The sequence below is a fragment of the Nonomuraea sp. NPDC048916 genome, assembly GCF_040649575.1.
Taxonomy (GTDB): domain Bacteria; phylum Actinomycetota; class Actinomycetes; order Streptosporangiales; family Streptosporangiaceae; genus Nonomuraea.
Window position 1 is genome coordinate 1 of the sequence record NZ_JBEZFS010000028.1, and the last position, 26,270, is coordinate 26,270.

The 26,270-nt window shown below is 67.8% G+C and carries 29 protein-coding genes and 1 tRNA gene; 18 read left to right on the top strand and 12 right to left on the bottom strand.

Annotated features, from left to right (window positions below; translation table 11 throughout):
- Nucleotides 1-464 precede the first annotated feature (464 nt).
- Nucleotides 465-845, top strand: a complete 381-nt coding sequence (locus tag AB0C16_RS27275) for a hypothetical protein (protein WP_357686810.1) — start codon at nt 465-467, stop codon at nt 843-845.
- A 389-nt stretch (nt 846-1,234) separates the two neighbouring features.
- Nucleotides 1,235-1,867: a hypothetical protein gene (locus AB0C16_RS27280; RefSeq protein ID WP_357686811.1), complete on the top strand. Its 633-nt coding sequence runs from the start codon at nt 1,235-1,237 to the stop codon at nt 1,865-1,867.
- A 30-nt stretch (nt 1,868-1,897) separates the two neighbouring features.
- Here AB0C16_RS27280 and AB0C16_RS27285 read toward each other — a convergent pair whose 3' ends face one another.
- Together AB0C16_RS27285 and AB0C16_RS27290 are read right to left on the bottom strand one after the other, a co-directional pair.
- Nucleotides 1,898-3,148, bottom strand: a complete 1,251-nt coding sequence (locus tag AB0C16_RS27285) for a hypothetical protein (RefSeq protein WP_357686812.1) — start codon at nt 3,146-3,148, stop codon at nt 1,898-1,900.
- A gap of 68 nt (nt 3,149-3,216) precedes the next feature.
- Complete coding sequence (locus AB0C16_RS27290) at nt 3,217-4,506, bottom strand: helix-turn-helix transcriptional regulator (RefSeq protein ID WP_357686813.1); 1,290 nt, start codon at nt 4,504-4,506, stop codon at nt 3,217-3,219.
- 345 nt (nt 4,507-4,851) lie between these two features.
- Between AB0C16_RS27290 and AB0C16_RS27295 the strand changes: the two genes are divergently transcribed.
- On the top strand, nt 4,852-5,139 hold the full coding sequence (locus AB0C16_RS27295; RefSeq protein ID WP_357686814.1) for a hypothetical protein: 288 nt from the start codon (nt 4,852-4,854) through the stop codon (nt 5,137-5,139).
- Nucleotides 5,140-5,427: 288 nt separating this feature from the next.
- On the top strand, nt 5,428-6,120 hold the full coding sequence (locus AB0C16_RS27300) for a GntR family transcriptional regulator (RefSeq protein WP_357686815.1): 693 nt from the start codon (nt 5,428-5,430) through the stop codon (nt 6,118-6,120).
- A 12-nt stretch (nt 6,121-6,132) separates the two neighbouring features.
- Here the strand turns inward: AB0C16_RS27300 and AB0C16_RS27305 are convergent, their stop codons facing one another.
- Nucleotides 6,133-6,546, bottom strand: a complete 414-nt coding sequence (locus AB0C16_RS27305) for a hypothetical protein (protein WP_357686816.1) — start codon at nt 6,544-6,546, stop codon at nt 6,133-6,135.
- 161 nt (nt 6,547-6,707) lie between these two features.
- Here AB0C16_RS27305 and AB0C16_RS27310 point away from each other — a divergent pair, with 161 nt between their 5' ends.
- From AB0C16_RS27310 to AB0C16_RS27340, 7 genes are all read left to right on the top strand, one after another.
- A complete protein-coding gene (locus AB0C16_RS27310) occupies nt 6,708-7,127 on the top strand; it encodes a plasmid replication, integration and excision activator (RefSeq protein WP_357686817.1) in 420 nt (139 codons plus the stop codon).
- Complete coding sequence (locus tag AB0C16_RS27315) at nt 7,127-7,393, top strand: hypothetical protein (protein WP_357686818.1); 267 nt, start codon at nt 7,127-7,129, stop codon at nt 7,391-7,393. Before AB0C16_RS27310 ends, AB0C16_RS27315 begins: the two co-directional genes overlap by 1 nt.
- Nucleotides 7,390-7,704, top strand: coding sequence for a hypothetical protein (locus tag AB0C16_RS27320; RefSeq protein ID WP_357686819.1), 315 nt, complete (start codon nt 7,390-7,392; stop codon nt 7,702-7,704). The genes AB0C16_RS27315 and AB0C16_RS27320 overlap by 4 nt, the downstream gene beginning before the upstream one ends.
- Before the next feature lie 85 nt (nt 7,705-7,789).
- Nucleotides 7,790-9,208 (top strand): FtsK/SpoIIIE domain-containing protein, encoded by a 1,419-nt coding sequence (locus tag AB0C16_RS27325; protein WP_357686820.1) that lies wholly within the window; start codon nt 7,790-7,792, stop codon nt 9,206-9,208.
- Nucleotides 9,205-9,360 carry a hypothetical protein gene (locus AB0C16_RS27330; protein ID WP_357686821.1) on the top strand — a complete coding sequence of 52 codons (156 nt, stop codon included), beginning with the start codon at nt 9,205-9,207 and terminating at the stop codon, nt 9,358-9,360. The genes AB0C16_RS27325 and AB0C16_RS27330 overlap by 4 nt, the downstream gene beginning before the upstream one ends.
- A complete protein-coding gene (locus AB0C16_RS27335) occupies nt 9,357-10,964 on the top strand; it encodes a replication initiator (protein WP_357686822.1) in 1,608 nt (535 codons plus the stop codon). Before AB0C16_RS27330 ends, AB0C16_RS27335 begins: the two co-directional genes overlap by 4 nt.
- Nucleotides 10,965-11,062: 98 nt before the next feature.
- Complete coding sequence (locus AB0C16_RS27340) at nt 11,063-12,112, top strand: site-specific integrase (RefSeq protein WP_357686823.1); 1,050 nt, start codon at nt 11,063-11,065, stop codon at nt 12,110-12,112.
- 57 nt (nt 12,113-12,169) lie between these two features.
- On the opposite strand, the gene AB0C16_RS27345 is transcribed toward AB0C16_RS27340, so the two are convergent.
- The 7 genes from AB0C16_RS27345 to AB0C16_RS27375 all read right to left on the bottom strand — a co-directional run bounded on the left by AB0C16_RS27345 (nt 12,170) and on the right by AB0C16_RS27375 (nt 15,209).
- Nucleotides 12,170-12,244: transfer RNA gene (locus AB0C16_RS27345), tRNA-Val, on the bottom strand.
- A gap of 17 nt (nt 12,245-12,261) precedes the next feature.
- Complete coding sequence (locus tag AB0C16_RS27350; RefSeq protein ID WP_357686824.1) at nt 12,262-13,212, bottom strand: ROK family protein; 951 nt, start codon at nt 13,210-13,212, stop codon at nt 12,262-12,264.
- Nucleotides 13,213-13,255: 43 nt separating this feature from the next.
- Nucleotides 13,256-13,564, bottom strand: a complete 309-nt coding sequence (locus tag AB0C16_RS27355) for a hypothetical protein (protein WP_357686825.1) — start codon at nt 13,562-13,564, stop codon at nt 13,256-13,258.
- 11 nt (nt 13,565-13,575) lie between these two features.
- Nucleotides 13,576-14,025, bottom strand: coding sequence for a peroxiredoxin (locus AB0C16_RS27360; protein WP_357686826.1), 450 nt, complete (start codon nt 14,023-14,025; stop codon nt 13,576-13,578).
- A 40-nt stretch (nt 14,026-14,065) separates the two neighbouring features.
- Nucleotides 14,066-14,494, bottom strand: a complete 429-nt coding sequence (locus AB0C16_RS27365) for a DUF3052 domain-containing protein (protein WP_357686827.1) — start codon at nt 14,492-14,494, stop codon at nt 14,066-14,068.
- Between the two features lie 115 nt (nt 14,495-14,609).
- The gene (locus AB0C16_RS27370; protein WP_357686828.1) at nt 14,610-15,017 is read right to left on the bottom strand and encodes a secondary thiamine-phosphate synthase enzyme YjbQ; all 408 of its coding nucleotides are present in this window, start codon (nt 15,015-15,017) and stop codon (nt 14,610-14,612) included.
- A 9-nt stretch (nt 15,018-15,026) separates the two neighbouring features.
- A complete protein-coding gene (locus AB0C16_RS27375; RefSeq protein WP_357686829.1) occupies nt 15,027-15,209 on the bottom strand; it encodes a DUF1918 domain-containing protein in 183 nt (60 codons plus the stop codon).
- A gap of 405 nt (nt 15,210-15,614) precedes the next feature.
- Here AB0C16_RS27375 and aceE point away from each other — a divergent pair, with 405 nt between their 5' ends.
- The 3 genes from aceE (at nt 15,615) to AB0C16_RS27390 (ending at nt 20,752) form a co-directional block, all read left to right on the top strand.
- Entirely contained in the window at nt 15,615-18,362 is a 2,748-nt protein-coding gene (gene aceE / locus AB0C16_RS27380) for a pyruvate dehydrogenase (acetyl-transferring), homodimeric type (RefSeq protein ID WP_357686830.1), read from the top strand.
- A 131-nt stretch (nt 18,363-18,493) separates the two neighbouring features.
- Nucleotides 18,494-19,993, top strand: a complete 1,500-nt coding sequence (locus AB0C16_RS27385; RefSeq protein WP_357686831.1) for an alpha/beta hydrolase — start codon at nt 18,494-18,496, stop codon at nt 19,991-19,993.
- A gap of 15 nt (nt 19,994-20,008) precedes the next feature.
- A complete protein-coding gene (locus AB0C16_RS27390) occupies nt 20,009-20,752 on the top strand; it encodes a maleylpyruvate isomerase family mycothiol-dependent enzyme (RefSeq protein ID WP_357686832.1) in 744 nt (247 codons plus the stop codon).
- A 273-nt stretch (nt 20,753-21,025) separates the two neighbouring features.
- On the opposite strand, the gene AB0C16_RS27395 is transcribed toward AB0C16_RS27390, so the two are convergent.
- A complete protein-coding gene (locus AB0C16_RS27395) occupies nt 21,026-21,754 on the bottom strand; it encodes a YafY family protein (RefSeq protein WP_357686833.1) in 729 nt (242 codons plus the stop codon).
- 109 nt (nt 21,755-21,863) lie between these two features.
- Nucleotides 21,864-22,883, bottom strand: coding sequence for a PHP domain-containing protein (locus tag AB0C16_RS27400; RefSeq protein WP_357686834.1), 1,020 nt, complete (start codon nt 22,881-22,883; stop codon nt 21,864-21,866).
- A gap of 197 nt (nt 22,884-23,080) precedes the next feature.
- On the opposite strand from AB0C16_RS27400, the gene AB0C16_RS27405 reads away from it, so the two are divergent.
- From AB0C16_RS27405 to AB0C16_RS27420, 4 genes are all read left to right on the top strand, one after another.
- Nucleotides 23,081-23,428 carry a hypothetical protein gene (locus AB0C16_RS27405; RefSeq protein WP_357686835.1) on the top strand — a complete coding sequence of 116 codons (348 nt, stop codon included), beginning with the start codon at nt 23,081-23,083 and terminating at the stop codon, nt 23,426-23,428.
- 3 nt (nt 23,429-23,431) lie between these two features.
- Complete coding sequence (locus AB0C16_RS27410; RefSeq protein WP_357686836.1) at nt 23,432-24,580, top strand: glutathionylspermidine synthase family protein; 1,149 nt, start codon at nt 23,432-23,434, stop codon at nt 24,578-24,580.
- Nucleotides 24,577-25,008 carry a DUF350 domain-containing protein gene (locus AB0C16_RS27415; RefSeq protein ID WP_357686837.1) on the top strand — a complete coding sequence of 144 codons (432 nt, stop codon included), beginning with the start codon at nt 24,577-24,579 and terminating at the stop codon, nt 25,006-25,008. The genes AB0C16_RS27410 and AB0C16_RS27415 overlap by 4 nt, the downstream gene beginning before the upstream one ends.
- A gap of 71 nt (nt 25,009-25,079) precedes the next feature.
- Nucleotides 25,080-26,204: a helix-turn-helix domain-containing protein gene (locus tag AB0C16_RS27420; RefSeq protein WP_357686889.1), complete on the top strand. Its 1,125-nt coding sequence runs from the start codon at nt 25,080-25,082 to the stop codon at nt 26,202-26,204.
- Nucleotides 26,205-26,270 lie beyond the last annotated feature (66 nt).

Below are 26,270 nucleotides of genomic sequence, written 5' to 3' on the forward strand. Positions count from 1 at the left end.
TCAGCAGGTGAAAGCCCTCATGCTCTCCGGACTCCGGCGCCTGCAGAAGACACCGGCTCTCATCCGCAGCTTCTTCCGCGACCCCAACCTCGCCTACATCACAGCAGCCGAAGGATAGTCCAGAAACCCATGAGCACCTTAGATCAACGCGACCTAATGGCACGAAGCCCGGTAGCAAGATCACTACCGGACTTCTTTGCGCTGGTGGGCGGTACTGGGTTCGAACCAGTGACCCCTCGCTTGTAAGGAGCCATGATCCCTTGGCTGTACGTCTGGACCTGCACCCCGCACCCGTAGCGCGCTCGCTATGTCATGATCGATTCAGTCTAATGGCACGCTAATGGCACGGCGATCATGCCCCTGACGTGGGACTCGGCGGCGGCATCTGGCACGGTATGGCCCTGCCTTGCGGCACGCAGATGGCACGCAAGCGAAGCTGGCGGCATGGTTGTACGGTGGCCGCCATGGATGAGTCCTATGGCGCTGATGCTCGCAGGATCTGGCAGACCCATGTGCCACGTCGAGGCCAGGCGGACACCGTCCAAGGCGAGCTGTTGCGTGCAGTCGAAAAACTTCGAGATGAGGCACAGCGCAACGGCAACATCAACTGGGACGAGCACCACGAACGCCTCCTGGCCTACCTGCGCCAGACGCTCACCAGGTCGGGGCTCTTCACAGGGGAGATCTTGGCGGAATTGGCCATGGACCTGGATCGCCTGGCCGACTTCGAACGCCCCCTCACCAATGACGCGCCTTTCGACCGCATCACATACCGCGTCGTGGACTGGTGCCGCGCCCACCCCGGCCCGGTCCGGCATGAGCACGATCCACATCTGCAGCGATAAGCATGGCCTCGCCAGATCGGCAGAGATCAGCCACGTTCTCCGGTGAGCCAGGGTGAGGAACGAACCCTGGATCGTCGATCGCCCCCAAGCACGTTTGGCGGCCAGCCATGCAGTGGCGATCGTAGGGCTGCACTTGTAAGGCGGCGCGGCAACGCCAGTCGGAGCGTTCGATCCGTACGGCGAGCCGGCGTGCGGTGCCCGGCCCGGCGTCCCGCCGCCGTTCGGGACCGGCCCCCAGGCCGCACGCCCGGACGGCGGGCGGGCGGAGGGCCGGGGGTACGGCGGCGCGCCGCGCCGCCGCTTGATCCTCAAGAGCACAATTCGGCAACACCTCCGCACTGAACTCCGCAGAGTGGCCAGCAGAGCTCTATAACAATCACAATGGCGACATGTGGAACGCCCTCGTAGCCGCCCTCCTCTCTGCTGCTGCCGCCCTGGGAGGAGTTACGCTTAGCGCTAGACTTTCAGCTAGAAGCCAGACACGCCAATGGCAACATGAGCGCGAGCAGCGCTTGCGTGACGAGAAATTAAAGATCGCTAGCGAGATAGTCACCCGCTCCGCTCGCATACGTGAGAGGCATCTGAAGCTTCTCAATCCCGCATCGATCATGCAGGATACCGAGCAGATCGAGGTTGATTATCAAGAACTCAGAAACCTAGTGAGCACCCTGCGGCTAACTGCACGGAATTTCGCTACGGTCTCCACCGCCCTTGAGTTAGCAGACGATGCAGCCCTCGTCATCAAGGGACTCGAAGGCGCCGAAGCTAAATCTCAAGCTCAGATCGCCCCAGCTACCCTACGTCTGGCTGCCATGAGGTTGCGCGAGGAAGCACTCGTAGAGTTAGTTAGAGGCGAGCTTGACCTGAAGGAACTCGAAGGCAAGCCTGCATATGACGAAGATGTCGTACTTAAAGCGTTTCTAGAGAAAGCCCTCAGCAACAAGAAGGACGTGGAAAAGGCGTTCGGAGACATCCATCGACTGCGAAATAAGGCCAAAGACGCAAGCTGGCTGGCGAAATAGGAGGTGGGATATAGTGTCGCAGTCGATAAGTCATTCGCTTGTCGCCTTTCTCGGATCTACCTCCGGGTGTCCTACGAGGAACGACCTCGGAGCGAGAATGTACCCTAGAATCATCTGCCAGTGCAGCTCCGATACCAGGGCAACTCTAATAGAGCGCGGATCGCCGAAGGCATCGAACATGCCAGCCGCCATCGAAAGACCCGTATGAGTGGGAACAGAGCGCCGGTCATAGAGTGCATACAATAGGCGCTTCCTACGCCTTTCGATCTTGCCACGCAGGGTGATATCGAAGGCCGTCTCAACGTTGGCGTGGTTTACGAGCGCATCGACCGCCTCCAGGCACAAACTCTCTGCCGCATAAACAAATCGAGCCCCAGCGGACTCCGATCCCCATTTTGGCCCTGGCGCCGATATGGCTTCGATGCCAGATACGAAGAGCATTACTGCGGCATCGGGATTGCTCTGCTGTATCGCTGAGTCGTATGCCGCCAGCGACCTACGAATTTTATCTACGCCCGAAAAATCTGCAAGCGCAAGCAATTCCGCAAAGACGTCAAGCGACACTCCGTTTCTTGCCAATGTCAAAATGCTCTGGTCGAACTGGAGCTGCCGAGCCAATTCGGCATCACCACCCTTCGCAGGGAAGATAGCAGGCGGCCCGGAAACCGGCCGGCCGAGAGCGAGGCTGCAGATCAAACGAACTGTTTCGAGAATATTGCTTGCGAATTTCGCGCTGAGAGGGCCTGCCGTGGGTCCGGGCGCGTAGATATAGACGGTAATGCGCGTGTCAGGGACAAACAGATAGTCCTTTCCCTCTTCTCTATCCGTGCAAAATTCCAAGATCGCGTGATTAGATAGCCGGCGGCGGCCCTCGGTAGGCCGCTGATCACCGAGTATCCGCAGCATCTGTACAGCTAGTTGCGACCCAATTTCGGGCGACAGTGATGCCAATTGGGCTATATAGCAGATGTTCTCGCCGAACTCCTGATTCTTTACAGCCGCTGCCGCGCGCGCGATTATTGATCCAATTCTGTCGGCATCGAAGCCTGCATCCGCTCCAACAACCCACTGACTCCCATCAGCATTCAGCGAGAGATCAAAACCTGAGCCGTCGGGGCGCGCAAATCGCCAAGTGTCGCTTACACCAGTTATTGGCGACTGTGGTCCGGACGTCGAGTACTGCGTCGTGCCCAGTTGTTCCATGGCCAAGGAGTGAACCCATTGCATGAAGCCCAGGCATACGACGTCGGGAGGCAACGCATCTTGGGCACCTGTTGTCATGTTCGGAGGGTAGCGGGTCAGAGCCAGGCTATGCACCGACTTTACGGTTACCACCACACTATTGCATGTTAGTCCAATAGTTCGGGATTTCGCCTTGTGAGAGCATGACGCGCGGTGCTGAACCTCTCACGGAACTCCTGGACCAGAGTCTCGCGGCGGTAGCGCTGGCGCAGAACACGGTCAAGATCTCCCGCCCTATTAACCAGGTCGCTGAGGGACCGTCGATCGATGTCGAACGCTGCCAAGCCATGTTCCACTGCAGCATCGAGATCACCCCGACGTGCATGAACTATCCCGAGATCAATGTGTGCGTCGGCGACACGCATCGGGGCATTCGAAGTTCCATCTGGGCGCATGTGCATCTGGATGGTTTCACGAGCGTGTTCTTCCGCACGGTCGTCGTCTGCGAGCCATGTGTAGCAGGTGGCGGCGTAGAAGACCCACTTGGCGTGGTCGAAGACGAAGTGGTGGTCTGGGTGGTCGGGCATGGGCAGGCTGCTGAGGACTTCGGCTCCGCGAGTGAGGGCGCGGTCGGCTTCTCGACGGTCTCCGATGCGGGCCAGGCCGCGGGCTTCTTGGAGGGCGAGTTGGACCATGGCGCTGCTGGTGCCGGCTACGGCCTGACCCATGCGGGCGGCGGTGACGACGTCTTCGTAGCGGCCTTCGACGAGGGCGAACCACGCTGACATTTCGTGTGCCCAGCCCATGAGTTCGCCGTGTCCGACCTGGCGGCCCATTTCGAAGGCGGCGCGTCGGGCTGTTTCGGCCTCTTCCCTCTCCCCTAGGTCGTAGTGGACGCAGCCCAGCAGGGCAGTGAGCCAGCCGGTGGTCACAAGCAGTTCGCGGTGCTGGTCCAGGGTGAGGCGTCCGGCGAGCAGGTGGTTGATCTGCGCCAGGCGCTTTTGGGTGCGGTCGCGTAGGGCGCCTGCGGGTACGACGGGGTAGGCGCGGCACAGGAGATCGACGGCCTCGGCAAGGGCCTCCAGGGTTCCGGTTCCGACGTCGGATGCCTGGAGTTGCTGGGCGAGTTCCATGGTTCCGTACAGGTCGGCCTCGGCGCGGAGGGCGTCGGCCGGGATGACGCGGGCCTCGATGAGGCGGCTTTCGTTCTGCCTCCCTTGGGAGAATCCGAGCTCTTCCGGTTCTTTCCCGGTCAGTTGGGTCAGCGCGAGCCGGTATTCGGTGCGCGGCCACTTGACTTCGCCTGCTTCCCAGCGCCGGATTCGCTCCTCGTCGCAGGTCAGCCGTTGCGCGAGTCCAATCGGCGTGGCGTTGATCTTTTCGGCCATCTGGGCGCGGCTGAGGTTCTCCTGGTTGCGCCAGGCGCGAAGGCGCACGTTGGGGACGTAGTCGGGCATCTTCGGGTCTTCCTCCCGGCTGGGGGCTCGAAAGGGGAAATGAGGGGGCCGTTCGGGGGTCCTGCTCAGACTCGGTTGCCGGTGGACTTGTCATCAATCAACCACGGTACGTCACGCGGCCTCCCGCCACAGGGAACGCCGGATGAACGAGGAGATGGCGACGGTGATCCGGCCAGACGAGACAAGCAAGACGTCGCCGTGCCCCGGGTGTCGGGGACGCGGGAACAAGCTGCGCGACTCGCGCCGTGCGCTCCTCATCGGCGACTGCGATCCAGATCAGACCCCTAGTGAGGAGCGAGAGTGTCTCGACTGCCTCGGAGGCGGCCAGGCCGAAGGGAACGGGAAATGAACTCGATCATGCAGGCGGTGGCCACCAACGGCTTCCCGTCGAACCAGGAAGAGGGCGACATGCTCGTCCGGCTGCGCGACCAGCTCACGAACCTCGGCGTCAATGCCGAGCTGCGGGACAACAACACCGCGCTCATGGTGCACAGGCGAGAGCCGGGGATGCCGGTGTGGGTGTTCGTCGGGTTCGGCGGGGCCTATTACTCCTGGCAGAGCGCCGAGCAACGGCACCCGGTCAGCGACCCGGCAGGCGCGGCGAAGCTTCTGGCTGAGTACATCGCCAGGTGATGACCGGCGCGGCGAGACAAGCGTGGTCCCTACCGGAGGGGTAAGGGTCGCCGCCACCTTGTCTCGTCGCGCCTCGCCCGGCAGGCAGTTGCAGTGGCAGCCCCCGCGGCGCCCTTCCCAGCCCGGCCACTGCGCTGCCTGCCGGTTTCTTATGTTCAACTCCCGCTTCCATGAAGCGCGTGGACAGCCGGTGGCAAGCCGGTTACGCTAAACTTGGTAAAACAACCTGTCGGGTGTTGGACGGTCGTAATGTCGCTAGAGTCCGTACCGCCGAAGTATGCGCAGCTTGTGCAGGCTCTTCAGGGGCGCATCGAGTCGGGAACCTATCCTCCAGGCTCCCTACTTCCCAGTGAGCACCAGCTCATCGGGGAGTTCGGCGTCTCCCGGCCCACCGTCGTCGCTGCGCTGCGGGTGCTGCGTGAGCAAGGCTGGATCGAGTCCCAGCAGGGCAAGGGCCGGTTCGTGCGCGGCCGTCCCGCGATGGCCTCCGTTGAGCAGAAGCGCCCCGGGCAGGCGTACTTGACCGCGCCCGAGACCGGCTCCACGGGTGAGGTCGTCGAAGTGGGCGCGGTGGCCGCACCGAATCGGGTTGGGGTGCTGCTCGATGTGCAGCCCAAGAGCAAGGTGTTCCTGCGTCGGCGGCTGATCACACGTGAGGGCGAGCCAACCGAGCTGGTGTCGCTCTGGTTGCCCCTGGAACTGTCCGAGGGGACGGATCTGACCAGCGGCGAGCCGTTGCGGCAGGGCTTCCGCGAGCACCTTCAGGCGCGCAAGGGCGTCCGCTTCGATCACATCATGGAACAGATCACCGCCCGCATGCCCTCGGCCGACGAAGCCAAGCAACTGGCAATGCCCAAGACCATCCCGCTCCTGGCGGTCTTCGGCGCCGTCCGCGATGCCTCCGGCCGGCCATTGGCCGTCGTAGAAGTCCTGCTTCCCGCCGACCGGCACGAGCTGGAAGACGCATACCCGATCACGTGATCAGGCTGCCGTCTATGTGCAGCGGATGTCCCAATCGCTGGGGCTGATGTCGCGGAACTCCACGATGACGGCTCCCCCGTCTCCGGCGTCATCCAGGTCCACAGACACTTGCGCCATGCCACCGTCCACCCCCGCGATCGCGGCCTTGTCGTAGTACGCATAGAGCTCTATATGCGACAAGCCGGTGCGCAGCTTCAATTGAACCCGGTACTCGCAGTAGTCGCCGCTCCCGCTCGAGTTCTTGTCAAAGGTGGCGACGCCGTCACTCCGCCTGTGCGTCTCGGGTGGCAGCGGATGGGCGACCACTCTCTCGTGAAAGTCGTCGAGCCGGGCATCGTCACGCCACATCGGCATCATGAACAGCAGGAACAGTCCAACCAACGGGGCTATCACGGCGACGACTAAGCAGCCCCACAGGATTCGCACCAGTTCCTCCCTGGATGTCGGCCATCGGCTTGGGCGACTGTCTATCGCACTGGTGACACGCCCGTCACCTCACACCTAATCACTTGACGTAGCAAGTCACGGAGGGTTACGGTCTAGCTACTTGATAGGTCGAGTGCCTGTCATCCAAGCAAGGAGTAGTTATGGCTTTGCAAGGCCCCATCCCCGTCACCTTCGCCATGGTCTTCCCGCACGGCTGCTACATCGTCGGCGAGGTCGAGCCCGTCAAGGACTTCGACGCCTCGTCCAACGGCCGGTTCGTGCAGGCCCGCGACAAGCAGACCGCAGAGCTGGTCTGGCAGGTCGCGGTCATGGACGGTGACCCGACCCTCAAGCCCGCCCAGAAGACGGTGGCGGTCAAGATCCTCGCACCGGTCCAGCCGGTGCCGCCGGCTCCGATGGCGGGGCTCCCGTTCACACCCGTCCAGTTCGACGGCATGTCCGTCACGCCCTACGTCAACGCCGCCGGACGCCTCGCGTACTCCATCAAGGTCCACGAGATGCACGCTCCCCGACAGACCGCACAGCCCATCCAGGCCAAGGCTGGGAAGGACGCCGCCTGATGACCCGTCGCCGTACCCCGCGTACCAGCGTGATCCGGCTGACCACCGGGTACGCCGCCCGCACCCTCAATCACCCGTTCGCCCGCCGTGAGCCCGTCCTGGCGCTCGACTTCGGCGCCACCTCCGTCCTGGTCACCACGAGTGGGCCGGTGACGGTGGCGGACCTGGAGTTCGCGCGCCAGCTCGCCCGCGAGGCCCATCGCTTCGCCCGCTCCATGGAGCGCAGCTTCTACGGCCTGCCCGACGGTCAGGGAGTGGCGGCGTGAGCGAACACCGGCCCTACAGCTACGTCACCTTGTCCATGCGACCCGACTGCGAGCCGCACGTCGGTGTCTCCTTCTACACGCCGCGCCTGCGGATCAGCTCCGGTCTGCTGGTGAGCAATCCGCGGCCGTATCTGGAGTTGGCCTCCCAGGAGGCCAACGTGCACATCTCCACCACCGGGGGCGGGCCGGTCACCGACGCCGACCTTGACCTCGCCCGCGAGATCTTCAACGCCGCCGCTCGCTACCTGGCCGACTGCGAGCTCCTGCACACCGCCCCACCGGTCACAGACGCCACCGACACGGCGGCCTGACACGAAGCGGGGCCGCTGGAAGCGGCAACTTCCGGCGGCCCCTCGGTTCTCCCACAACTTCCACATCACGAGAGGTTCCCAGTTTATGTTCAAGCGGCTGCCCGGCGACGAGGCGCGCAACCTCGTCTCCACCACGCCCGACACGGCCGTCGTTTTTCGCCCGGCCGTCGTCAAGACTCCCGCCATCGTCACCTTCATCGTCTACGGCTGGCGTTTCCTCGCCGCCCTCGTCCGCACAACGTGGCGGCATCCGGTCGCCGTCGCCGTGCCGGTCGCCCTGGGCGTCGTCTGGACCTGGTATGGCTGGCCTGCCGCTGCATCCCTGCTCGGCTTCGTAGTCCTGTCCTTGCTCGCCTGGGCCTTCACCGAGCCCGGCTCCTTCTCCCGCCTCGTCGGCTTCCGGCTGCTGGCCTGGTGGCGGCTGATATCGGTGTACCGGCGTCACTGGCAGTCGGTCATGGACGTCTCCGGCCTGGCCAGGCGCGTCAACGGTCGCGTCTACATGCCGCGTCTGATGCGCGTCACCTGCGATGGCTGGGCCGACCGCATCACGGTCCGGATGCTTGGTGGCCAGGCGGTCAAGGAGTGGTCCGACCGCATCGACAACCTCGCCCAAGGCTTCGGCGCCACCTCGTGCCGGGTCGCGCTGGTCAAGGGTGGCCGGCTGTTGCTGACCTTCCCGCGCAGCGACCCGCTGGCCGCGCCCATGCCCGCTCTGCCCATCCCGGACGAACCATCGGTCGGACCGGTCGAGATCGGTAAGCAGGAGGACGGCAAGCCACTCCGCTTGAAGGTCCACGGCACACACGTCCTGATCGCGGGCGCGACCGGAGCGGGCAAAGGGTCCTTCCTGTGGGATACCATCCGCGGCTTGCTCCCCGCGATGCGGGCAGGCCTGGCCCAGGTGTGGGCGCTGGACCCGAAGCTGATGGAGCTGTCCTTCGGGCGGGAGCTGTTCCAAGGCCGGTATGCCGCCGATCCGGCCGACTGTGCCGATCTGCTCGACGAGGCCGTCAGTGTCATGCAGAAGCGCGCGACCCGCTTCGCCGGTCTCCAGCGCTGCCACGTCCCGACCGTCGATGACCCGTTCGTCCTGGTGCTCGTCGACGAAGTGGCCTTCCTGACCGCCTACCAGCCCGACCGGCAGCTCCGGCAGCGCATCTCCGCTGCCCTGGCCACCCTCGCCACCCAAGGCCGCTCGGTCGGCGTCGGCGTCATGGCCGCACTCCAGGACCCACGCAAGGAGGTCATGAACATCCGCAACCTGTTCCCCGACAAGATCGCGCTAAGACTCGACGAGTCCGAGCAGGTGGACATGGTCCTCGGCGACGGCGCACGTGACCGGGGCGCGCTCGCCGACCACATCTCACCGGTGCCCGAGCTGGGCGCAGGCGTCGCGTACATGCGGCTGGAGACCTCGCCCGAACCGATCCGGGTCCGTGCCGCCTACGTCTCCGACGCCGATATCCGCGCCATGGTCGCCTACTACGGGCAGGCCGCATGACGCTCTCTCACTTCCTCGACGGCCTTCGCTGCGCCGCCTGCCTCACCTTGAACGTTCTCTGGCTCGACCCGGTCCGCGCCCTGGTCGAGTGCCGCGAGTGCGGCCAGACCGCGCTCACCCTCACCGACGCCGACGAAGGGAGGACCGCGTGACCCATGCGCACGACCGCGCCCTGCCCCGGGCCGTTCGCCAAGCCATGCCGATGGCCCGCGACGTGCTCGTAGAGGTCGCCAAGCAACACGGCGTCTGCATCCGGCCCATCCCGCTCAAGCGGCTCGACATCGTCACCGGCAAGTGGGAGGTCATCGACGTACCGTGCGGGGCAACCCTCGACAGCAAGTGCCCGCCGTGTGCCAAGCGCAACCGGCAGCTCCGCATGGCCCAGTGCCGCGAGGGCTGGCACCTCGACGCCGAGCCCACCGTCACGCCCGACGAGCCCAACGAGGAACAGCGCTGGCTGGTGGAGTTCCGCGCCGACTACCAAGCCCAGTGTGACGCCGCCGAAAAGGCCGGCGACGACACCACCGAACTGGACGCGATCATCACCGGCCTGGACGAGGAGATCAACGCAGCGGGCATGCGCGGCAACGTTCTCGGCCGTACGACCGCCAAGCGCTCCCGCTCGACCAAGCGGCGGCAGGACGCGCCCGACCTGCCCAAGCGCAAGATGGTCAACACCACCCTTGGACGCACCTTCCACGGCACGGACGGCAAGACCTACCGCCCGTCCCTGTTCGTCACGCTCACCCTGCCCTCGTACGGCAAGGTTCGCGACGGCGTGCCGATCGATCCGGACACCTACGACTACCGGCGTGCCGCACGGGACGCGCTGCACTTCTCCAAGCTGGTTGATCGCTTCGTGCAGAACCTTCGCCGCGTGGCGGGCTACGACGTGCAGTACTTCGCCTCCGTGGAGCCTCAGAAGCGGCTCGCGCCGCACCTGCACATGGCCATCCGTGGAACGCTCCCACGAGCGGAGATCAAGCAGATCGCCGCCGCCACCTACCACCAGGTCTGGTGGCCCCAGGCCGACGAAGTCATCTTCGACGGCGACCACCTGCCCGTCTGGCAGGACGGCACCGGCTACCTGAATCCGGCCACCGGCGAAGTCCTGCCCACCTGGGCCGAAGCCCTCGACGCCCTCGACGAGGACGCCGAACCCCTCCACGTGCTCCGCTTCGGCGAACAAGTCGACGCTCAAGGCGTGCTCGCGGGCACCCCTGACGCCGACCAGTGCATCCGCTACCTGTCCAAGTACCTCACCAAGTCCATCGGCGACGCCCTCAACGGCGGCCACGCCCAGCAACAGCACGCCTCCCGCATGCTCGACGCCCTCCGCTACGAGCCCTGCTCACCCACCTGCCCGAACTGGCTGCGCTACGGCGTACAGCCCAAGGGAGCCAAGCCCGGCATGCAGCCCGGCCGCTGCCGGGGCAAGGCCCACAAGCCCGAACACCTCGGCTACGCCGGACGCCGAGTCCTCGTCTCGCGCAAGTGGTCCAACAAGACCCTCGCCGAACACAAGCAGGACCGGCGCACCTGGGTCCTGGAAGCTCTCGGCCAGGCCGACGAGCCCACCGATCCGCACCGCTATGTCTGGCGCCCCGTCCCGGTGGGAGACGCCAACGTGCCACCTCTCGCCGTTCGACTCCTCAGATCCGTCCACGAACGCCAACGCTGGCGAGCCCACCTGCGCGAACTGGAGGTCAAGGCAACGGGACAAGATCTTTCGGCAATAGAAGAGAGGGCGGCCTGATGGCGAACAAGCCAGGCAAGCGGCGCTTCGGCAGTATCCGTCAGCTCCCGTCCGGCCGATTCCAGATCCGCTACCCCGGCCCTGACGGCAAGCTCCGCATGGGTGAGACCACCTATGCCCGCGAGCGAGACGCGGAAAAGGCGCTCTCGCTGATCGAGGCCAAGCTGATCACTGGCGACTGGACCGACCCCCAGCGCGCCAAGGTCAAGCTCGGCGACTACGCGAACAAGTGGATCGCCGAACGGACGAACCTCCGGCCTCGTACCGTCGAGATCTACAAGGGATTGCTCAAGCGCTACATCGGCCCTCATCTGGGCGTCATGCCCATCGGCAAGCTGGACACGGCTGCGATCCGTGAATGGCGCGTCCTGCTTCTCGGCAACGGCGTCGGTCAGTCCGAGGTGGCCAAGGCCTATCGCTTCCTGCGGGCCGTGCTCATGACGGCGGCGGACGATCAGATCATCCCGCGCAACCCATGCCGTATCAGGGGCGCGGGTGAGGAGAAGCCGGAAGAGCGGCCGGTCCTCACCGTCGCGAAGGTGTTCGAGCTGGCCGACCTGATGCCGGAACGCCTCCGCGCCCTGGTCCTCCTCGCCACCTTCGCCAGCCTGCGGTGGGGCGAAGTAGCCGCCCTGCGTCGGATGGACCTGGACCTTACGGCCCGGACGGTCAGCGTTCGGCAACAGCATGTGGAACTCGACACGGGCGAACTCCTCGTCGGCCCGCCCAAGTCCCGTGCCGGAGCCCGCACGGTCGCCATCCCGGAAGCGATCAGCGGGGCACTCCGCGACCACCTCAATCAGTTCACCGCCCCCGAAGCCGACGCGCTGATCTTCACCGGCTCCCGAGGCGGCATCCTCCGCCGCAGCAACTTCCGGCGCGCGGCCAAGTGGGACAAGAGCACCAAGAAGATCGGCTCCCCGGGCCTGCACTTCCACGATCTCCGACACACCGGAAACACGATCGCCGCCAGCTCAGGCGCGAGTCTCAAAGATCTCATGCAGCGCATGGGACACGACTCCGTCCGGGCCGCGCTGATCTACCAACACAGCACGGCGGAAGCCGACCGGAAGATCGCCGACGCGATGAACGCCAAGATCACCAAAGACGCCAACGGATCTTCAAAAAAGATCCTCCGCACCAGCTAATGGCACGTTAATGGCACGAAGCCCCGTTTCCATGATCGGATACGGGGCTCTTTGCGCTGGTGGGCGGTACTGGTTTCGAACCAGTGACCCCTCGCTTGTAAGGCGAGTGCTCTACCGCTGAGCTAACCGCCCCTGATCGGCACTACACCTTACGACACCAACGGCTCCGGCCGCACATCCACCACCCAGCCGGGCCCCAGCTCGGGGCGGCCCGCGGCCCGCCACCCCAGCAGGGCGGCTCCCAGCATGCCGGCGTCCACGCCGAGGGCGGCCGGGACCAGCGGGGGCGCGTCCCGGAAGGCGAGCCGCTTCACCAGCCGGGTGCCCACCGGGTCGAACAGGGCCGGCCCCGCCTCGGCCAACCCGCCCCCCAGCACGATCATGGTGGGGTCGAGGAGCAGCGTGTACGTGGCCAGGGCCACCGACAGGGCCTCCACGGCCTCGTCCCACACCTCGACGGCCATCGGGTCGTCGGAGCAGACCACCTGCTCGGCCCGGACGCCTTCCAGGCCGGCCCGGAGGCCGTAGCGCCTGCCCACGGAGGCCGCCGAGGCGTACGTCTCCAGGCAGCCGAACTGGCCGCACGCGCACTGCTCGCCGTCGGGGAAGACGGGGATGTGGCCGATCTCGCCGCCCCAGCCCGAGGCGCCTCCGTACGGCTCCCCCTGGAGGATCATGGCGCCGGCGATGCCGGTGCCGATGGGCAGGAAGAGGAAGTCGGGGATGCCGCGCCCGGCGCCGAGCACGCTCTCCGCCAGCCCGCCGGTGCGCACGTCGTGGCCGAGCATGACCGGGGCGTCCAGCGCGGAGAAGGCCGTGGCGGGCACGTCGCGCCAGCCGAGGTTGGTGGCGTAGAGGGCGGTGTCGGCGGAGACCAGTCCCGGCACGGCCAAGCCGACGCCTGCCGGGACTCCGTCGCCGGAGGCCGCCAGGTGGTCGATGAAGCCGCGGATGGCGGCCACGACCGCGTCCGGCCCGTCCTCGCGGGGGGTGGCACGCCGCTCGCTCAGCAGCACCGCGCCGGACTCGCTGACCAGGCCGCCCTTCATGGACGTGCCACCGACGTCGAGCGCGACGACGAACGAACTAGTTGCGGACACGGAGGAGACGATAGCGCAGCTCAGTACATGTCCGGAAAGCCGGTCAGGCGCGGCCGAGCACCCGGTTGAGCGCGGCCTCCACCTCGGCCGACAGCCCCGGCGGCGCTCCCGAGCACGCGAACGCGTCGGCCCGCGCCAGGCGTACGGACCCGCAGGAGCGGCATTCCACCTCACCGAGCCGGCAGATCAGCGCCGTGGACTGACAGGTGCCGCACGTGTCGAGGTCGAGATCGTGCTGCCGTTGGCAGTCCGGACAGATCAGCACCTGCGCCTCCTGGCGCACCCCGCGCTTCCACGGGCTGGCCCCGCGAACGGGGTCGGTCTGCCGGGCCCCGCAGCGATAGCAGGGCATGTTGTCCTCCGTTACGAAATGTCGGCGAGTGCCTTGGTATATGCGGCGACGTCACGCGCCGAACCGATCGGATTGACCACCGACCACCGGATCACGCCCTCGCCGTCGATGATGAAGGTGCCCCGGCGAGCGACGCCCTTCGCGTCATCGAACACACCGTACGCCCGGGCGACCTGTCCGTGTGGCCAGAAGTCGGAGAGCAGAGGGAACACGTAGCCCTCCTGCTCCGCCCAGGCACGATGGGTGAACAGTGAGTCCACGGAGACGGTGAGGACCTGTGCGTCGGCCGGGAGGTCGCGCAGAGCCGCCAGCTCACTGCGGCAGATCCCGCTGAAGGCAAGCGGATAGAAGACCAGCACGACCTTCCCGCCCCGAAAGCCTGACAGCTTCACCGGAGTGCCGTGCTGGTCCTGGAGCTCGAAGTCCGGAGCCGGGACGCCCACCTCGACAGGATGTTCCATCACGGACACCATCCTGCCGTACGGCCGGCGCACTGGCTCCCTAGCGTCGGCCTTTCGGCGAAACGAGCCTGGTCCCCGACCAGTCGGGGGCGGCGGAGATGCTGCTGGTCTGCGAGAGACCCGCGGTAGCGGCATCCTCCCCGATGTCGCTCGGCTCCACGTGGCCATCGCGCCCGGCCTTGGGAGTCAACAGCCAGATCTGGCCGCCTTCGGCGAGTGCTCGCATGGCGTCGCTGAGGACGTCGAAGAGGTCTCCGTCGCCGTCACGCCACCACAGCAGCACCACGTCGACGACGTCGTCGGTCTCCTCGTCCAGCAGCTCGTTGCCGGTCAGGTCCTCGATGGAATCGCGAAGCTCGTCGTCGACGTCCTCGTCCCAGCCGATTTCCTGCACCACCTGACCCGGCTTGAGGCCAAGTCGTTCGGCCAGGCCGCGCTCGCTCTGCGCCTGACCCGCGGTCGCGCTCACGTTTATCCCTCCTGCTTGAGTGGCCGCTTATGCGGTTTATCGCTTCGGGACAGTCCACACGCTGTGACCCTCAGTCGTCAACGGTCGCCACGGGTACGGCCGTGGTCGGCAGGTATCAATTGGACAAAAACGACAGCCGAACCTGGCGTTGCGGGTTGTCGACATTGAGGTCGACGAGCGCGATCGACTGCCAGGTGCCCAGCGCCAGACGTCCCCCGATGACCGGCACCGTGGCGTACGGCGGGATGAGCGCGGGCATCACGTGTGACCTGCCATGACCTCGCGACCCGTGGGCGTGACGCCACCTGTCGTCGGCCGGCAGCAGGTCGCGCAGCGCGGCGAGCAGGTCGTCGTCGCTGCCCGCTCCCAGCTCCACGAGGACCACGCCGGCGGTCGCGTGCGGGACGAAGACGTGCAGCAGCCCGTCTTCGCCCTGCGCCCTGGCGAAGTCCGCGCACGCGGAGGTGATGTCGTGCACCGTCTCGCGCGAACCCGTGGCCACGGAGATGATCTCAGATCTCACGCGAGCACTCTACTGAGGCACGACGACCGCGTCGGGGCCGGGAAACACCAGCCCGGTGTGCCCGTCGTCGAACCGCACGGTGTAGGGAGGGCCGCCGTTCACGCCCTGGACCTCGATGATCACGCCAGTGCGGTCCCTCTCTCCTACGGAGTTGCCGTGCACCAGGAGCCGATCGCCAACCGTCGCATTCATACCTCCACACTCGTACGGCGAAGCTCGTTCGAAAAGAGGCATGGCCGACCGACCCGGAAGAGGCAGGCCCAATCATGACCGAAACGTTGCGCTGAGAGCGGAAGGCGCTTGAGCGGGTCTCCCGCGGGCACAAGGCGACCTGCGGATGACGCGGCCCGGCCGAAGGTGGATACTCGGAGCCATGCGGGCGAATTTTCGAAGCTTTTCCGGACTTGTTAAATTACCCCGGCCATGTACCCTAGCCCCTTGATTCGTCCTATCATTGGTGGTCTAGGCCATCAATGACTCCCCTGCCAGCAGGGACGTCCTGGTTACCTACGAGTAGAGATGCACTTTCTACGACTAGCGACCAGGATGGAAGGCGACCCAGACCAGACATCAGTCATCCTCGGAAGGCGAGACCCAGTGGCTTCCGGACGCCAGCGTTTCTCGATCATCAGCGACGGCCTACCCAGCCAGCTCCCTGATGTCGACCCCAGTGAGACCAACGAGTGGCTCGAGTCCCTCGACAACGTCGTCAAGACGGAGGGCCGTAGCAGAGCTCGCTATCTGATGCTCCGCATGCTGGAGCGCGCCCGCGAGCACCAGGTCGGCGTGCCGGGCCTGCGCAGCACCGACTACCTCAACACGATTCCGCCGGAGCGCGAGCCCTGGTTCCCCGGCGACGAGCACGTCGAACGGCGCATCCGCGCCTACATCCGCTGGAACGCCGCGATCATGGTGTCCCGCGCCAACGCCCGCACCAACGTGGGCGGCCACATCGCCACCTACGCCTCCGCCGCGTCGCTCTACGAGGTGGGCTTCAACCACTTCTTCCGCGGCAAGGACCACGGCGAGTCCGGCGACCAGGTCTTCTTCCAGGGGCACGCCGCGCCGGGCATCTACGCCCGCGCCTTCCTCGAGGGCCGCCTCAACGAGGCCCAGCTCGACGCGTTCCGGCAGGAGCTGTCGCAGGGCTTCCACGGCCTGCCCTCCTACCCGCACCCGCGGCTCATGCCCGACTTCTGGGAGTTCCCGACGGTCTCCATGGGTCTGGGCCCCATCAGCGCGATCTACCAGGCGCGGTTCAACCGCTACCTGCTCAACCGCCAGATCAAGGACACCAGCCGCAGCCACGTCTGGGCGTTCCTGGGCGACGGCGAGATGGACGAGCCCGAGTCGCTCGGCGCGATCGGCCTGGCGGCCCGTGAGGAGCTCGACAACCTCACCTTCGTCATCAACTGCAACCTGCAGCGGCTCGACGGCCCGGTGCGCGGCAACGGCAAGATCATCCAGGAGCTCGAGTCCTACTTCCGGGGCGCCGGCTGGAACGTCGTCAAGGTCGTCTGGGGCCGCGACTGGGACCCACTGCTCGCCGCCGACGTCGACGGCGTGCTGGTCAACCAGATGAACACCACGCCCGACGGCCAGTTCCAGACCTACTCCGTCGAGTCGGGCGGCTACATCCGCGACCACTTCTTCGGCGGCGACCCCCGCCTGCGCAAGATGGTCGAGCACCTGAGCGACGACGACATCCGCAAGCTGTCACGCGGCGGCCACGACTACCGCAAGGTCTACGCGGCCTTCAAGGCGGCCCGTGAGCACGTCGGCCAGCCGACGGTCATCCTGGCCCAGACCATCAAGGGCTGGACCCTGGGCAAGGACTTCGAGGCGCGCAACGCCACCCACCAGATGAAGAAGCTCACCAAGGCCGAGCTCAAGGAGTTCCGCGACCGGCTCTACCTGCCGATCCCCGACTCCGCGCTCGAGGGCGAGCTGCCGCCGTACTTCCATCCGGGCGAGCACGACCCCGAGATCGAGTACATGAAGGAGCGCCGCGCGGCCCTGGGCGGCGTGCTGCCCAAGCGGGTGGTCCGGGCCAAGCCCGTCAACCTTCCCGCCGACTCGGTCTACCAGCAGTTCGCCAAGGGCTCGGGCAAGCAGCAGGTGGCCACCACCATGGCCTTCGTACGCCTGCTGAAGGACCTCATGCGCGACAAGGAGATCGGCCACCGCTTCGTGCCGATCATCCCCGACGAGGCCCGCACCTTCGGTCTCGACGCCATGTTCCCGACGGCCAAGATCTACTCCCCCCACGGCCAGACCTACGAGGCCGTCGACAGGGAGCTGCTGCTGTCCTACAAGGAGTCGGTGCAGGGGCAGATCCTGCACGAGGGCATCAGCGAGTCGGGGTCGATGGCCTCGACCATCGCGGCCGGCACGTCCTACGCCACGCACGGCGAGCCCATGATCCCGATCTACATCTTCTACTCGATGTTCGGCTGGCAGCGCACCGGCGACCAGATGTGGCAGATGGGCGATCAGATGGGCCGCGGCTTCCTGCTCGGCGCCACCGCCGGCCGCACCACGCTCAACGGTGAGGGCCTGCAGCACGAGGACGGCCAGTCGCCGCTCATCGCCTCGACCAACCCGGCCGCGATCTCCTATGACCCGTCGTGGGCGTTCGAGGTGGCCCACATCGTCAAGGACGGCCTGCGCCGGATGTACGGCGAGCGGCCCGAAGACGTCTTCTACTACCTGACCGTCTACAACGAGCCCTATCTGCAGCCCGCGCAGCCCTCGGGCATCGACGTGCAGGGGCTGCTCAAGGGCCTGTACAAGTTCGCCGACGGTCCGCTGACGCAGGGGCCGAAGGCCAACATCCTGTCGTCGGGCGTGGCAGGGCCGTGGGCCATGGAGGCGCAGCGGCTGCTGGCCGAGGACTGGGGCGTGTCGGCCGACGTGTGGTCGGCGACGTCCTGGTCGGAGCTGCGCCGCGAGGCCCTGGCGTGCGACGAGCACAACCTGCTCAACCCCGACGCCGAGCAGCGTGTCCCCTACGTCACCCAGGTGCTGTCGCAGGCCTCGGGGCCGTTCGTGGGCGTCAGCGACTACATGAAGGCCGTGCAGGACCAGATCGCGCAGTGGGTGCCGGGTGACTGGTCCTCGCTGGGCACCGACGGGTTCGGCCTGTCCGACACGCGCTCGGCGCTGCGCCGCCACTTCCACGTCGACGCCGCGTCGATCACGCTGGCCGTGCTGACCAGCCTGGTCAAGCGCGGCGAGCTCGACGGCGAGGTGCTGCGTGAGGCGATCGCCCGCTACCACCTCAAGAACGGCGTGACCGAGGCCGGCGGCGCGGAGAGCAACGACACCCAGTCCATGGGCGTCTGAGACCCGTGGCGGACGTCCCCGCGCAGTCCGGCGTGGGGACGTTCGCCCCTCGCGGCGCGTCGCCGTCTCGGCGCTCCCTCACGTATTGTGGGCATGTCTCCCCCCTCCTGAGCCCGACGGGGAGAGCATCCATGCGTCATGTCCTTGCCGCCGCCACGCTGGCCGTGTCCGCCACCGCCTGTGTGAGCCCGGCGACGCCCGACACCGAGCCCAAAGGCGTCGCCGTCGACCCCATCTCCTGGGGCCCGTGCACCGACATCGTGCGCCCCGACGGGCAGAAACCCGCCCGCGAGGACCCCGGCATCAGGTGCGGCAAGCTCACCGTGCCGCTCGACTACGCCAACCCCGACCTCGGCACGATCGACCTGGCGTTGATCAAAGTCGCGGCCAGAGACCAGAGCAGGCGCCTGGGCTCGCTGGTGTTCAACTTCGGCGGCCCGGGCGGCTCCGGCGTCGACACCCTCGACCAGGCCGCCAAGATGTTCGGCACCCTGCGCAGCCGCTACGACCTGGTCAGCTTCGACCCGCGCGGCGTCGACCGCAGCTCGGGGGTGCGCTGCGGCGACAACGCGGACATGGACGCGTACATGGAGCTCGACACGCTGCCGCCCAACGAGACGACCCGCGCCGCGGTGCGGGCCGCCAACCAGAGGTTCGCCGAGCTCTGCAAGCGTGACGCGAGCCGGCTGCTGCCGTACGTCGGCACCGTCAACGCCGCCCGCGACATGGACCGGCTGCGCGCCGCGCTCGGCGACGCCAAGCTCAACTACCTCGGCATGTCGTACGGCACCCAGCTCGGCGCGGTCTACGCCACCGAGTTCCCGAAGAAGGTCGGCCGGATGGTGCTCGACGCCCCGCTCGACCCGGCGGTCACGTTCAGGCAGCGCACCCTGGCACAGACCAGGGGCTTCCAGCAGGCGTACGAGAGCTTCCTGAAGGACTGCGTCAAGCAGGGCTGCGAGCTCGGCGCGAGCGTGAAGGCCGCCGACGCGACCGTCATGCGGCTGATGAACGGGCTGGTGGGCAAGCCGCTGCCGGTCGACGGCCGCAGGCTCACCCAGGGCCTGGCCGCCACCGGCCTCGCGGCGGCCCTCTACTCCGAGATGACCTGGCCGTTCCTGGAGACCGCGCTCGCCCGGGCGGTCAAGGGACACGGCGACGCGCTGATCTACCTGGCCGACTCCTACACCGGCCGCTCCAAGGACGGCACCTACACCACCCAGATGTCCAGTTTCCCGGCGATCACCTGCGTGGACTCCGCCGAGCGGCCCGACGAGGCCGAGCTGACGCGCACCTGGAAGGAAGCGATCAAGATCTCGCCGTTGTTCGGCAGCGAGGGCGCGGGTGGCATCTGCACATTCTGGCCGGCCGCGGGCAGCGATCAGGCCAGGCAGGTGAACGCCAAGGGCTCGGCGCCGATCCTGGTGGTCGGCGGCAAGGGCGACCCGGCGACTCCCTACCAGTGGGCTCCCCGGCTGACCAGGCAGCTCGGGAACGCGACCCTGCTCACCTACGAGGGCGAGGGCCACGGCTCCTACAGTTCGGGCAACAAGTGCATCCAGGGCATGGTCAACTCCTTCCTGCTCAAGGGCACGATGCCGAACCGGGCTGCCTCCTGCGCCGCCGCCTGATCTAGTCTCGGGCGCGTGACGGACTACTGCGCACTCGTGGAGAGCGAGGCCGCCCGCCTCGTCGAGCTGGTCACCGGCGCCGCCCAGGACACGCCGGTGCCCAGCTGTCCCGGCTGGACGCTGGCCGAGCTGATCACCCATGTCGGCACGACCCACCGCTGGGTGGTCCATATTCTGAAGACCCGCGCCAGGGAGCCGATCTGGTCGCGCGACGTGCCCAACGGCCTGGCGCCGGGTGAGAGCGGTGACGCCGCGTGGCTGGCGGCCGGGGCCGCCGAGCTTTCGGCCACGCTCCGGGCGACCGATCCGGCCACGCCGGTGTGGTCGTGGGGCGGCGACCAGTCGGCCGCGTACTGGTCGCGGCGGATGGCGTACGAGCTGGTGATCCACCGCGTCGACGCCGAGCTCGCGCTCGGCCTGGAGCCGGAGGTGCCGGAGGCGGTGGCGATCGACGGGATCGACGAGTTCCTCGGCAACCTGCCGCACGCCCGGTGGGTCACCCGCCGCCTGGCCGAGGCCGGGGCGGAAGGCGCCACGATTCACCTGCACGCGACCGACGCCGACGGCGAGTGGACCATCGCGCAGGGCCCCGCTGGCCGCGTCAGCTGGGAACACGGCCACGCCAAGTGCGACGTCGCGGTCCGTGGCCCGGTCGCGGACCTGCTGCTCATGATGTACGGCCGGGGCTTCGCCGGCACGCTGGCCGTCTTCGGCGACCGCGACCTGCTCGATCGGTGGCTGGCGAAGGCCGCGTTCTAGACGGGAGCCCTGGACGCGCCGCCGCTCGGCGGTCGGCGGCGAGTCCAGGGAGGGCGACCGCTCGCGGGCGGCCCCGTCCGTGAGCCCGGCCGGCGGGGAAGGCGCCCGCGCGGGCCCACCGCCGGTCATGACCTCCGGCGGAAGATCCCGAAGAGGCCGCCCGCGTGTCCTTCAGGTGGGCGGAGTCGTCTCCGGGTCGTCGAACACGACAACGATCCAACGGCGAGGCGACAACCCTATGTCGGTGTTTTCGAATGAATGATCGAGCGTCGACTAATCGAGCACGGCGCCGTGCACGAGCATCTCGGGCACGTCGGTGGCGAACCTCTCGACCGGCCGGTCGGGGCAGCGCTCGGCGGTGACCACGGCCGCGGCGATGCGGTCGAGGCGGAAGACGCGCACGTCGTCGCGGAGCCGGCACCACGCCACGAGATACCAGAAGCCGCCACGGCCGCCCAGGAACACGCCGGGCTCGACGTCGCGCGAGGTCAGCGCGCCCTTGGCGTCGGTGTAGTCGATCCTGAGGACCCGTCGGCGCTGCAACGCGTCCTCGATGGCGCGCGAGATGCCCTCGGCTCCGAGCGGCTGGACGCCGGTGCCCGGCTCTGCGGGCTCGGCGACCATCATGACGCGGCGGGCGAGCTCTCGGGCCAGCTCGCCCTCGGGCCCCGGCATGGCGGCCACGACCTTGCGTAACGCGCTGCGCGCCTGCCGGGCGAACGGCTGGTCGCCGGCCCGGCTGAGCGCCACCGCGATGGCCACGGCCTCGGCCGGCGTGAAGTTGAGCGGCGGCAGCGACATCTTCTTGTCGATCGCGTATCCGCCCGTGCGCCCCGGCTCGGCGTAGATCGGCACCCCCGACTCCTGCAGAGCGGTGATGTCGCGCTCGATCGTGCGCACGCTCACCTCGAACCGCTTGGCGAGCTCGCGCGCGGAACGGCATCGGGGGGAGATCGCGCGCAGGTCCTCGACAAGCGCGTAGAGCCGATCGGTACGGTTCACAACCGGGACGGTACGCGGAGCCACCGACAATCGGCCGGCTGTCACCGCGCCCGGCAGGCGCTCCTCACCCGCGCGCCACGGGGGTCTCACGCCACGGCCACAGGCCCTGTCACCGCGTCCAGGCCAGCAGCTCGTCGAGCGGCCAGGTGTTGACCACCCGCGCGGCCTCGATGCCGCACCGGGCGGCCCGCTCGCAGCCGAACCGCTGCCAGTCGAGCTGGCCCGGCGCGTGCGCGTCGGAGTCGATCGCGAAGTCGCAGCCCATCTCGTAGGCCAGCCGCATCAGCCGCTTCGGCGGGTCCAGGCGGTCGGGCCGGGAGTTGATCTCGACGGCCACGCCGAACCGGCGGCAGGCCTCGAAGACCAGCTCGGCGTCGAACTCCGACTCGGGCCTGCGCCCGCCCCGCTTGGTGCCGCCCTGGACGATCCGCCCGGTGCAGTGGCCGAGCACGTCGACGTTCGGGTCGGCGATCGCCGTCACCATCCTGCGGGTCATCTCGTAGCGGTTCATCCGCAGCTTCGAATGCACGCTGGCCACCACCACGTCCAGCCGCTCCAGCAGCTCGGGCTCCTGGTCGAGCGTGCCGTCGAGGTTGATGTCGACCTCGGCGCCGGTCAGGATCCGGAACGGCGCCAGCCGTTCGTTGAGCCGGTCCACCTCGTCGAGCTGCCGCCTCAGCCGGGCGGCCGACAGTCCGTTGGCGATGGTCAGGCGCGGGGAGTGGTCGGTCAGCGCCCAGTATTCGTGGCCGAGCGCCCGGGCCGCCTCGGCCATCTCCTCGATCGGCGAGCCGCCGTCCGACCAGTCGGAGTGGCCGTGCAGGTCGCCCTTGAGCGCCGCTCTCAGGGCCGCCGTCTCGTCGTCGAGGTCGGCTCCCTCGGTGGCCCGCATCCTGCGCAGGTAGGTCGGCACCTGCCCGGCCAGCGCCTCGGTGACCGCCAGGGCCGTCACCTTGCCGATGCCGGGCAGGTCGGCCAGGCCGCCCGCGTCCGCGAGCCGTACCAGCTCCTCGTGGGGCAGGTCGGCGACGACGGCGGCGGCGCGGCGGAAGGCGCGCACGCGGTAGGCCGGCTCGCCCGCCCGCTCCAGCAGGAAGGCGATCTGACGGAGCGCCTCGACGGGTGTCATGGGCGTTTCATCCTCCCCTGCGGATTGATGGGGCGGGAACGGCGGCGATAGGCTCACCGGTCAATGAAAGCAGGCTTGTCATGGGATACCCTTCGCCACCGGCGCCGCCCCCGAGGCCGCCGGGCCCCCCTGGGCCTCCTGGCCCTCCGAGACCGGCCGGGAGATCGCCCAAACCGGGACGCTCCAAGTCGTCCCGGGTGATCACGCTGACCGTCATCGGCGTCGTTTCGGTCATGGTGGTCGGGTTCTGCTCGGCCACGCAGAGCAGTGAGGAGGTCTCCGCCGACTGCGTCGACATGAACGACCGGCTGGACGACGGCTCCTACGCGGTCGTCGACGAGTCCTACTGCGACGACGACGACGGCAACGCCCACTACTACGTCGGCTCGCGCGGCGCCTATCACTGGTACTACGGCGGCAACCGGGTCGGCACCCGCGTGCGCGGCGGCACCAGTCTGCGCCCCTCCGACGTCAACATCTCCTCACGCGGCGGCCGTGACATCCAGCGCGGCGGCTTCGGCAGCCGCTGGAGCGGCGGAGGCTGACGGGTGCGGCGCGAGCACGGAGCGCCCAGGGACGACTGGGACAAGATCATCGAGGCTCAGGGCCTCGCCTACCATCGCGCGGCCCACCCCGAGGGGCTGAGCCGCCCCTACTGGGACGAGTCGGTCCACTACGTCTTCTCCATGGACGAGGTGGAGGCGCTGGAGTCGCAGGTCGAGGAGCTGCACGCGATGTGCCTGCAGGCCGCCGAGCACGTCGTCTCGGCCGGCCGCTTCGCCGACCTGGCCATCCCCGACTGGGCCGCCGACGACGTCGCCCGGTCGTGGCAGCGGCGCGATCCCCACCTCTACGCCCGCTTCGACCTGCGTTACGACGGCGCCGGCCCGGCCAAGCTCCTGGAGTACAACGCCGACACGCCGACCTCGCTGGTCGAATCCTCAGTGGTGCAGTGGTTCTGGCTGAAGGACACTCACCCGGACGACGACCAGTGGAACTCCGTCCACGAACGGCTCATCGACCGCTGGGCCGAGCTGTCACTGCCCGCCGGGCCCACCTACTTCGCCTGGACCAACATGGACGAGACCGGCGAGGAGGCGATGACCCTGGCCTACCTCCAGGAGACCGCCGAGCAGGCCGGGCTGGCCACCGCCGCCATCGCCATGGAGGACATCGGCTGGGACGAGCTCAACCGCCGCTTCGTCGACCTCGAAGGGCGGATGATCCGCTCGGCGTTCAAGCTCTACCCGTGGGAGTGGATGCTGGCCGACGCGTTCGGGCGACACGCCGTGCGGCACGCGACCTGGATCGAGCCGCTGTGGAAGGCGCTGCTGTCCAACAAGGCGCTGCTGGCGATCCTGTGGGAGCTGTTCCCCGGCCACCCCAACCTGCTGCCCGCCTACCTCGACGGCCCCCGCGAGCTGACCTCCTACATCTCCAAGCCCCTGCTCGGCCGGGAGGGCGCCTCGATGCGCATCGTCACGCCCGCCGGCGCCCAGGAGACCGCCGGCTCCTACGGCCAGGAGGGGTTCGTCTTCCAGGGCTTCGAGGCCCTGCCCGACTTCGACGGCCAGCGGCCCGTGCTCGGCGCCTGGATGGTCGCCGACGAGGCCGCCGGACTCGGCATACGGGAGACGACCGGCCTCATCACCGACGACACCTCGTCCTTCGTACCTCACCGAATCGAGCGATCATGACCCTGCTGGAAACCCTCGCCCGCGGCGCGGGCGCCATCGCCGCCTATGCCGCCGTCGGCGTGGTCCTGCTGATAATCGGCTTCTACGTGATCGACCTCGCCACCCCGGGCAAGCTGAGCACGGTCATCCGCAGCGAGCGCAATCCCAACGCCACCCTGCTCGCCACCTCGGCGCTGGCCGCGGTGGGGCTCATCGTGGCGGCCTCGATCTGGTCCTCCGGCGGCCGGCTGACCGAGGGGCTGGCGGGCACCGCGGTCTTCGGCCTGGTCGGCATCGTCGTGCAGACCGTGGCCATGCTCGTCTTCGACAGGGTGGTGGGCATCTCGGTCCGCGACCTGGTCAAGGAGCCCGAGCTGCAGCCGGGTTCGCGGCTGCTCGCGGTCACCCACGTGGCGATCGGCCTGATCACCGCCGTCGCGGTCATCTGACCGGACCTGGCACTCTAGGAGACGTGACAGACCGGATCCGGGCGGACACCACCCGAAGGCTGGAGCGCGCCATGGGCTCGCTCGGCACGGCGGCCATGGCCCGCATGGACGAGCAACTGCCGTGGTTCCGCGCGCTCAGCGCCGAGGACCGCTCGTGGGTGGGCCTGGTGGCCCAGGCCGGCATCGCCGCGTTCGTGGAGTGGTTCCAGCACGCGGGCGAGGACCGGCCCACGCCCAGCATCGAGTTCTTCGGCACCGCGCCGCGCGAGCTCAAGCGGTCCATCTCGCTGCAGCAGACCGTCGACATCGTCCGCATCGTGGTCGAGGTCGTCGAGGCGCAGACCGACCAGCTGGCCGCGCCGGGCGGCGAGGACCAGCTCCAGCAGGCCATGTTGCGCTACACCCGCGACGTGGCCTTCGCCGCCGCGCACGTCTACGCCCGCGAGGCCGAGGCCAGGGGCTCGTGGGACTCCCGGCTGGAGGCGCTGATCGTCGACGCGCTGGTGCGCGGGGAGGTGGACGACGGCCTGCACTCCTGGGCCGCGGCGCTCGGCTGGACCTCCTCCCCCGTGGTGGTGATCGCCGGTCACGCGCCCGACGAGGATCCCGGCACGGTGATCGACGGGCTGCGGGAGAAGGGCCGCCGCATCGGCATGGACCTGCTCGCCGGGGTCCAGGCCGACCGGCTGATCGTGATCGTGGGCGGCGCGGGCAGCGTCAACGAGGCCGCCCGCCAGGTCGTGGCCAGGTTCGGGCAGGGTTCGATCGTGATCGGGCCCGAGGTGCCCGACCTGCACGCCGCCGCCCGGTCCGCCAGGGCCGCGCTGGCCGGGCTGAAGGCGTCGTCGGGCTGGCCCGACGCGCCCCGGCCGGTGCACGCCGACGACCTGCTGGCCGAGCGGGCGCTCGACGGCGACGAGGACGCCAGGCAGCAGCTCGTCGAGAACGTCTACCTGCCGCTGGCCGGCACCCCGCTGCTCGACACGCTGGCCACCTACCTGGAGCAGGGCACGTCACTGGAGGCCACCGCCCGGCTGCTGTTCGTGCATCCGAACACGGTGCGCTACCGTCTCAAGAAGATCACCGAGCTCACCGGCTACCAGCCGACCGAGGGCCGATCGGCCTTCACCCTCCAGGTCGGGCTCATTCTGGGCAGGCTTGCGGAGAGCGCCGTAACCTGGCGCGCCCTAACGTAACTCGCCCGAAACCCCCATTGTAGGCTTCCTACAAAACAGTACGGACAAAGTTCGTGCGGATCCTTA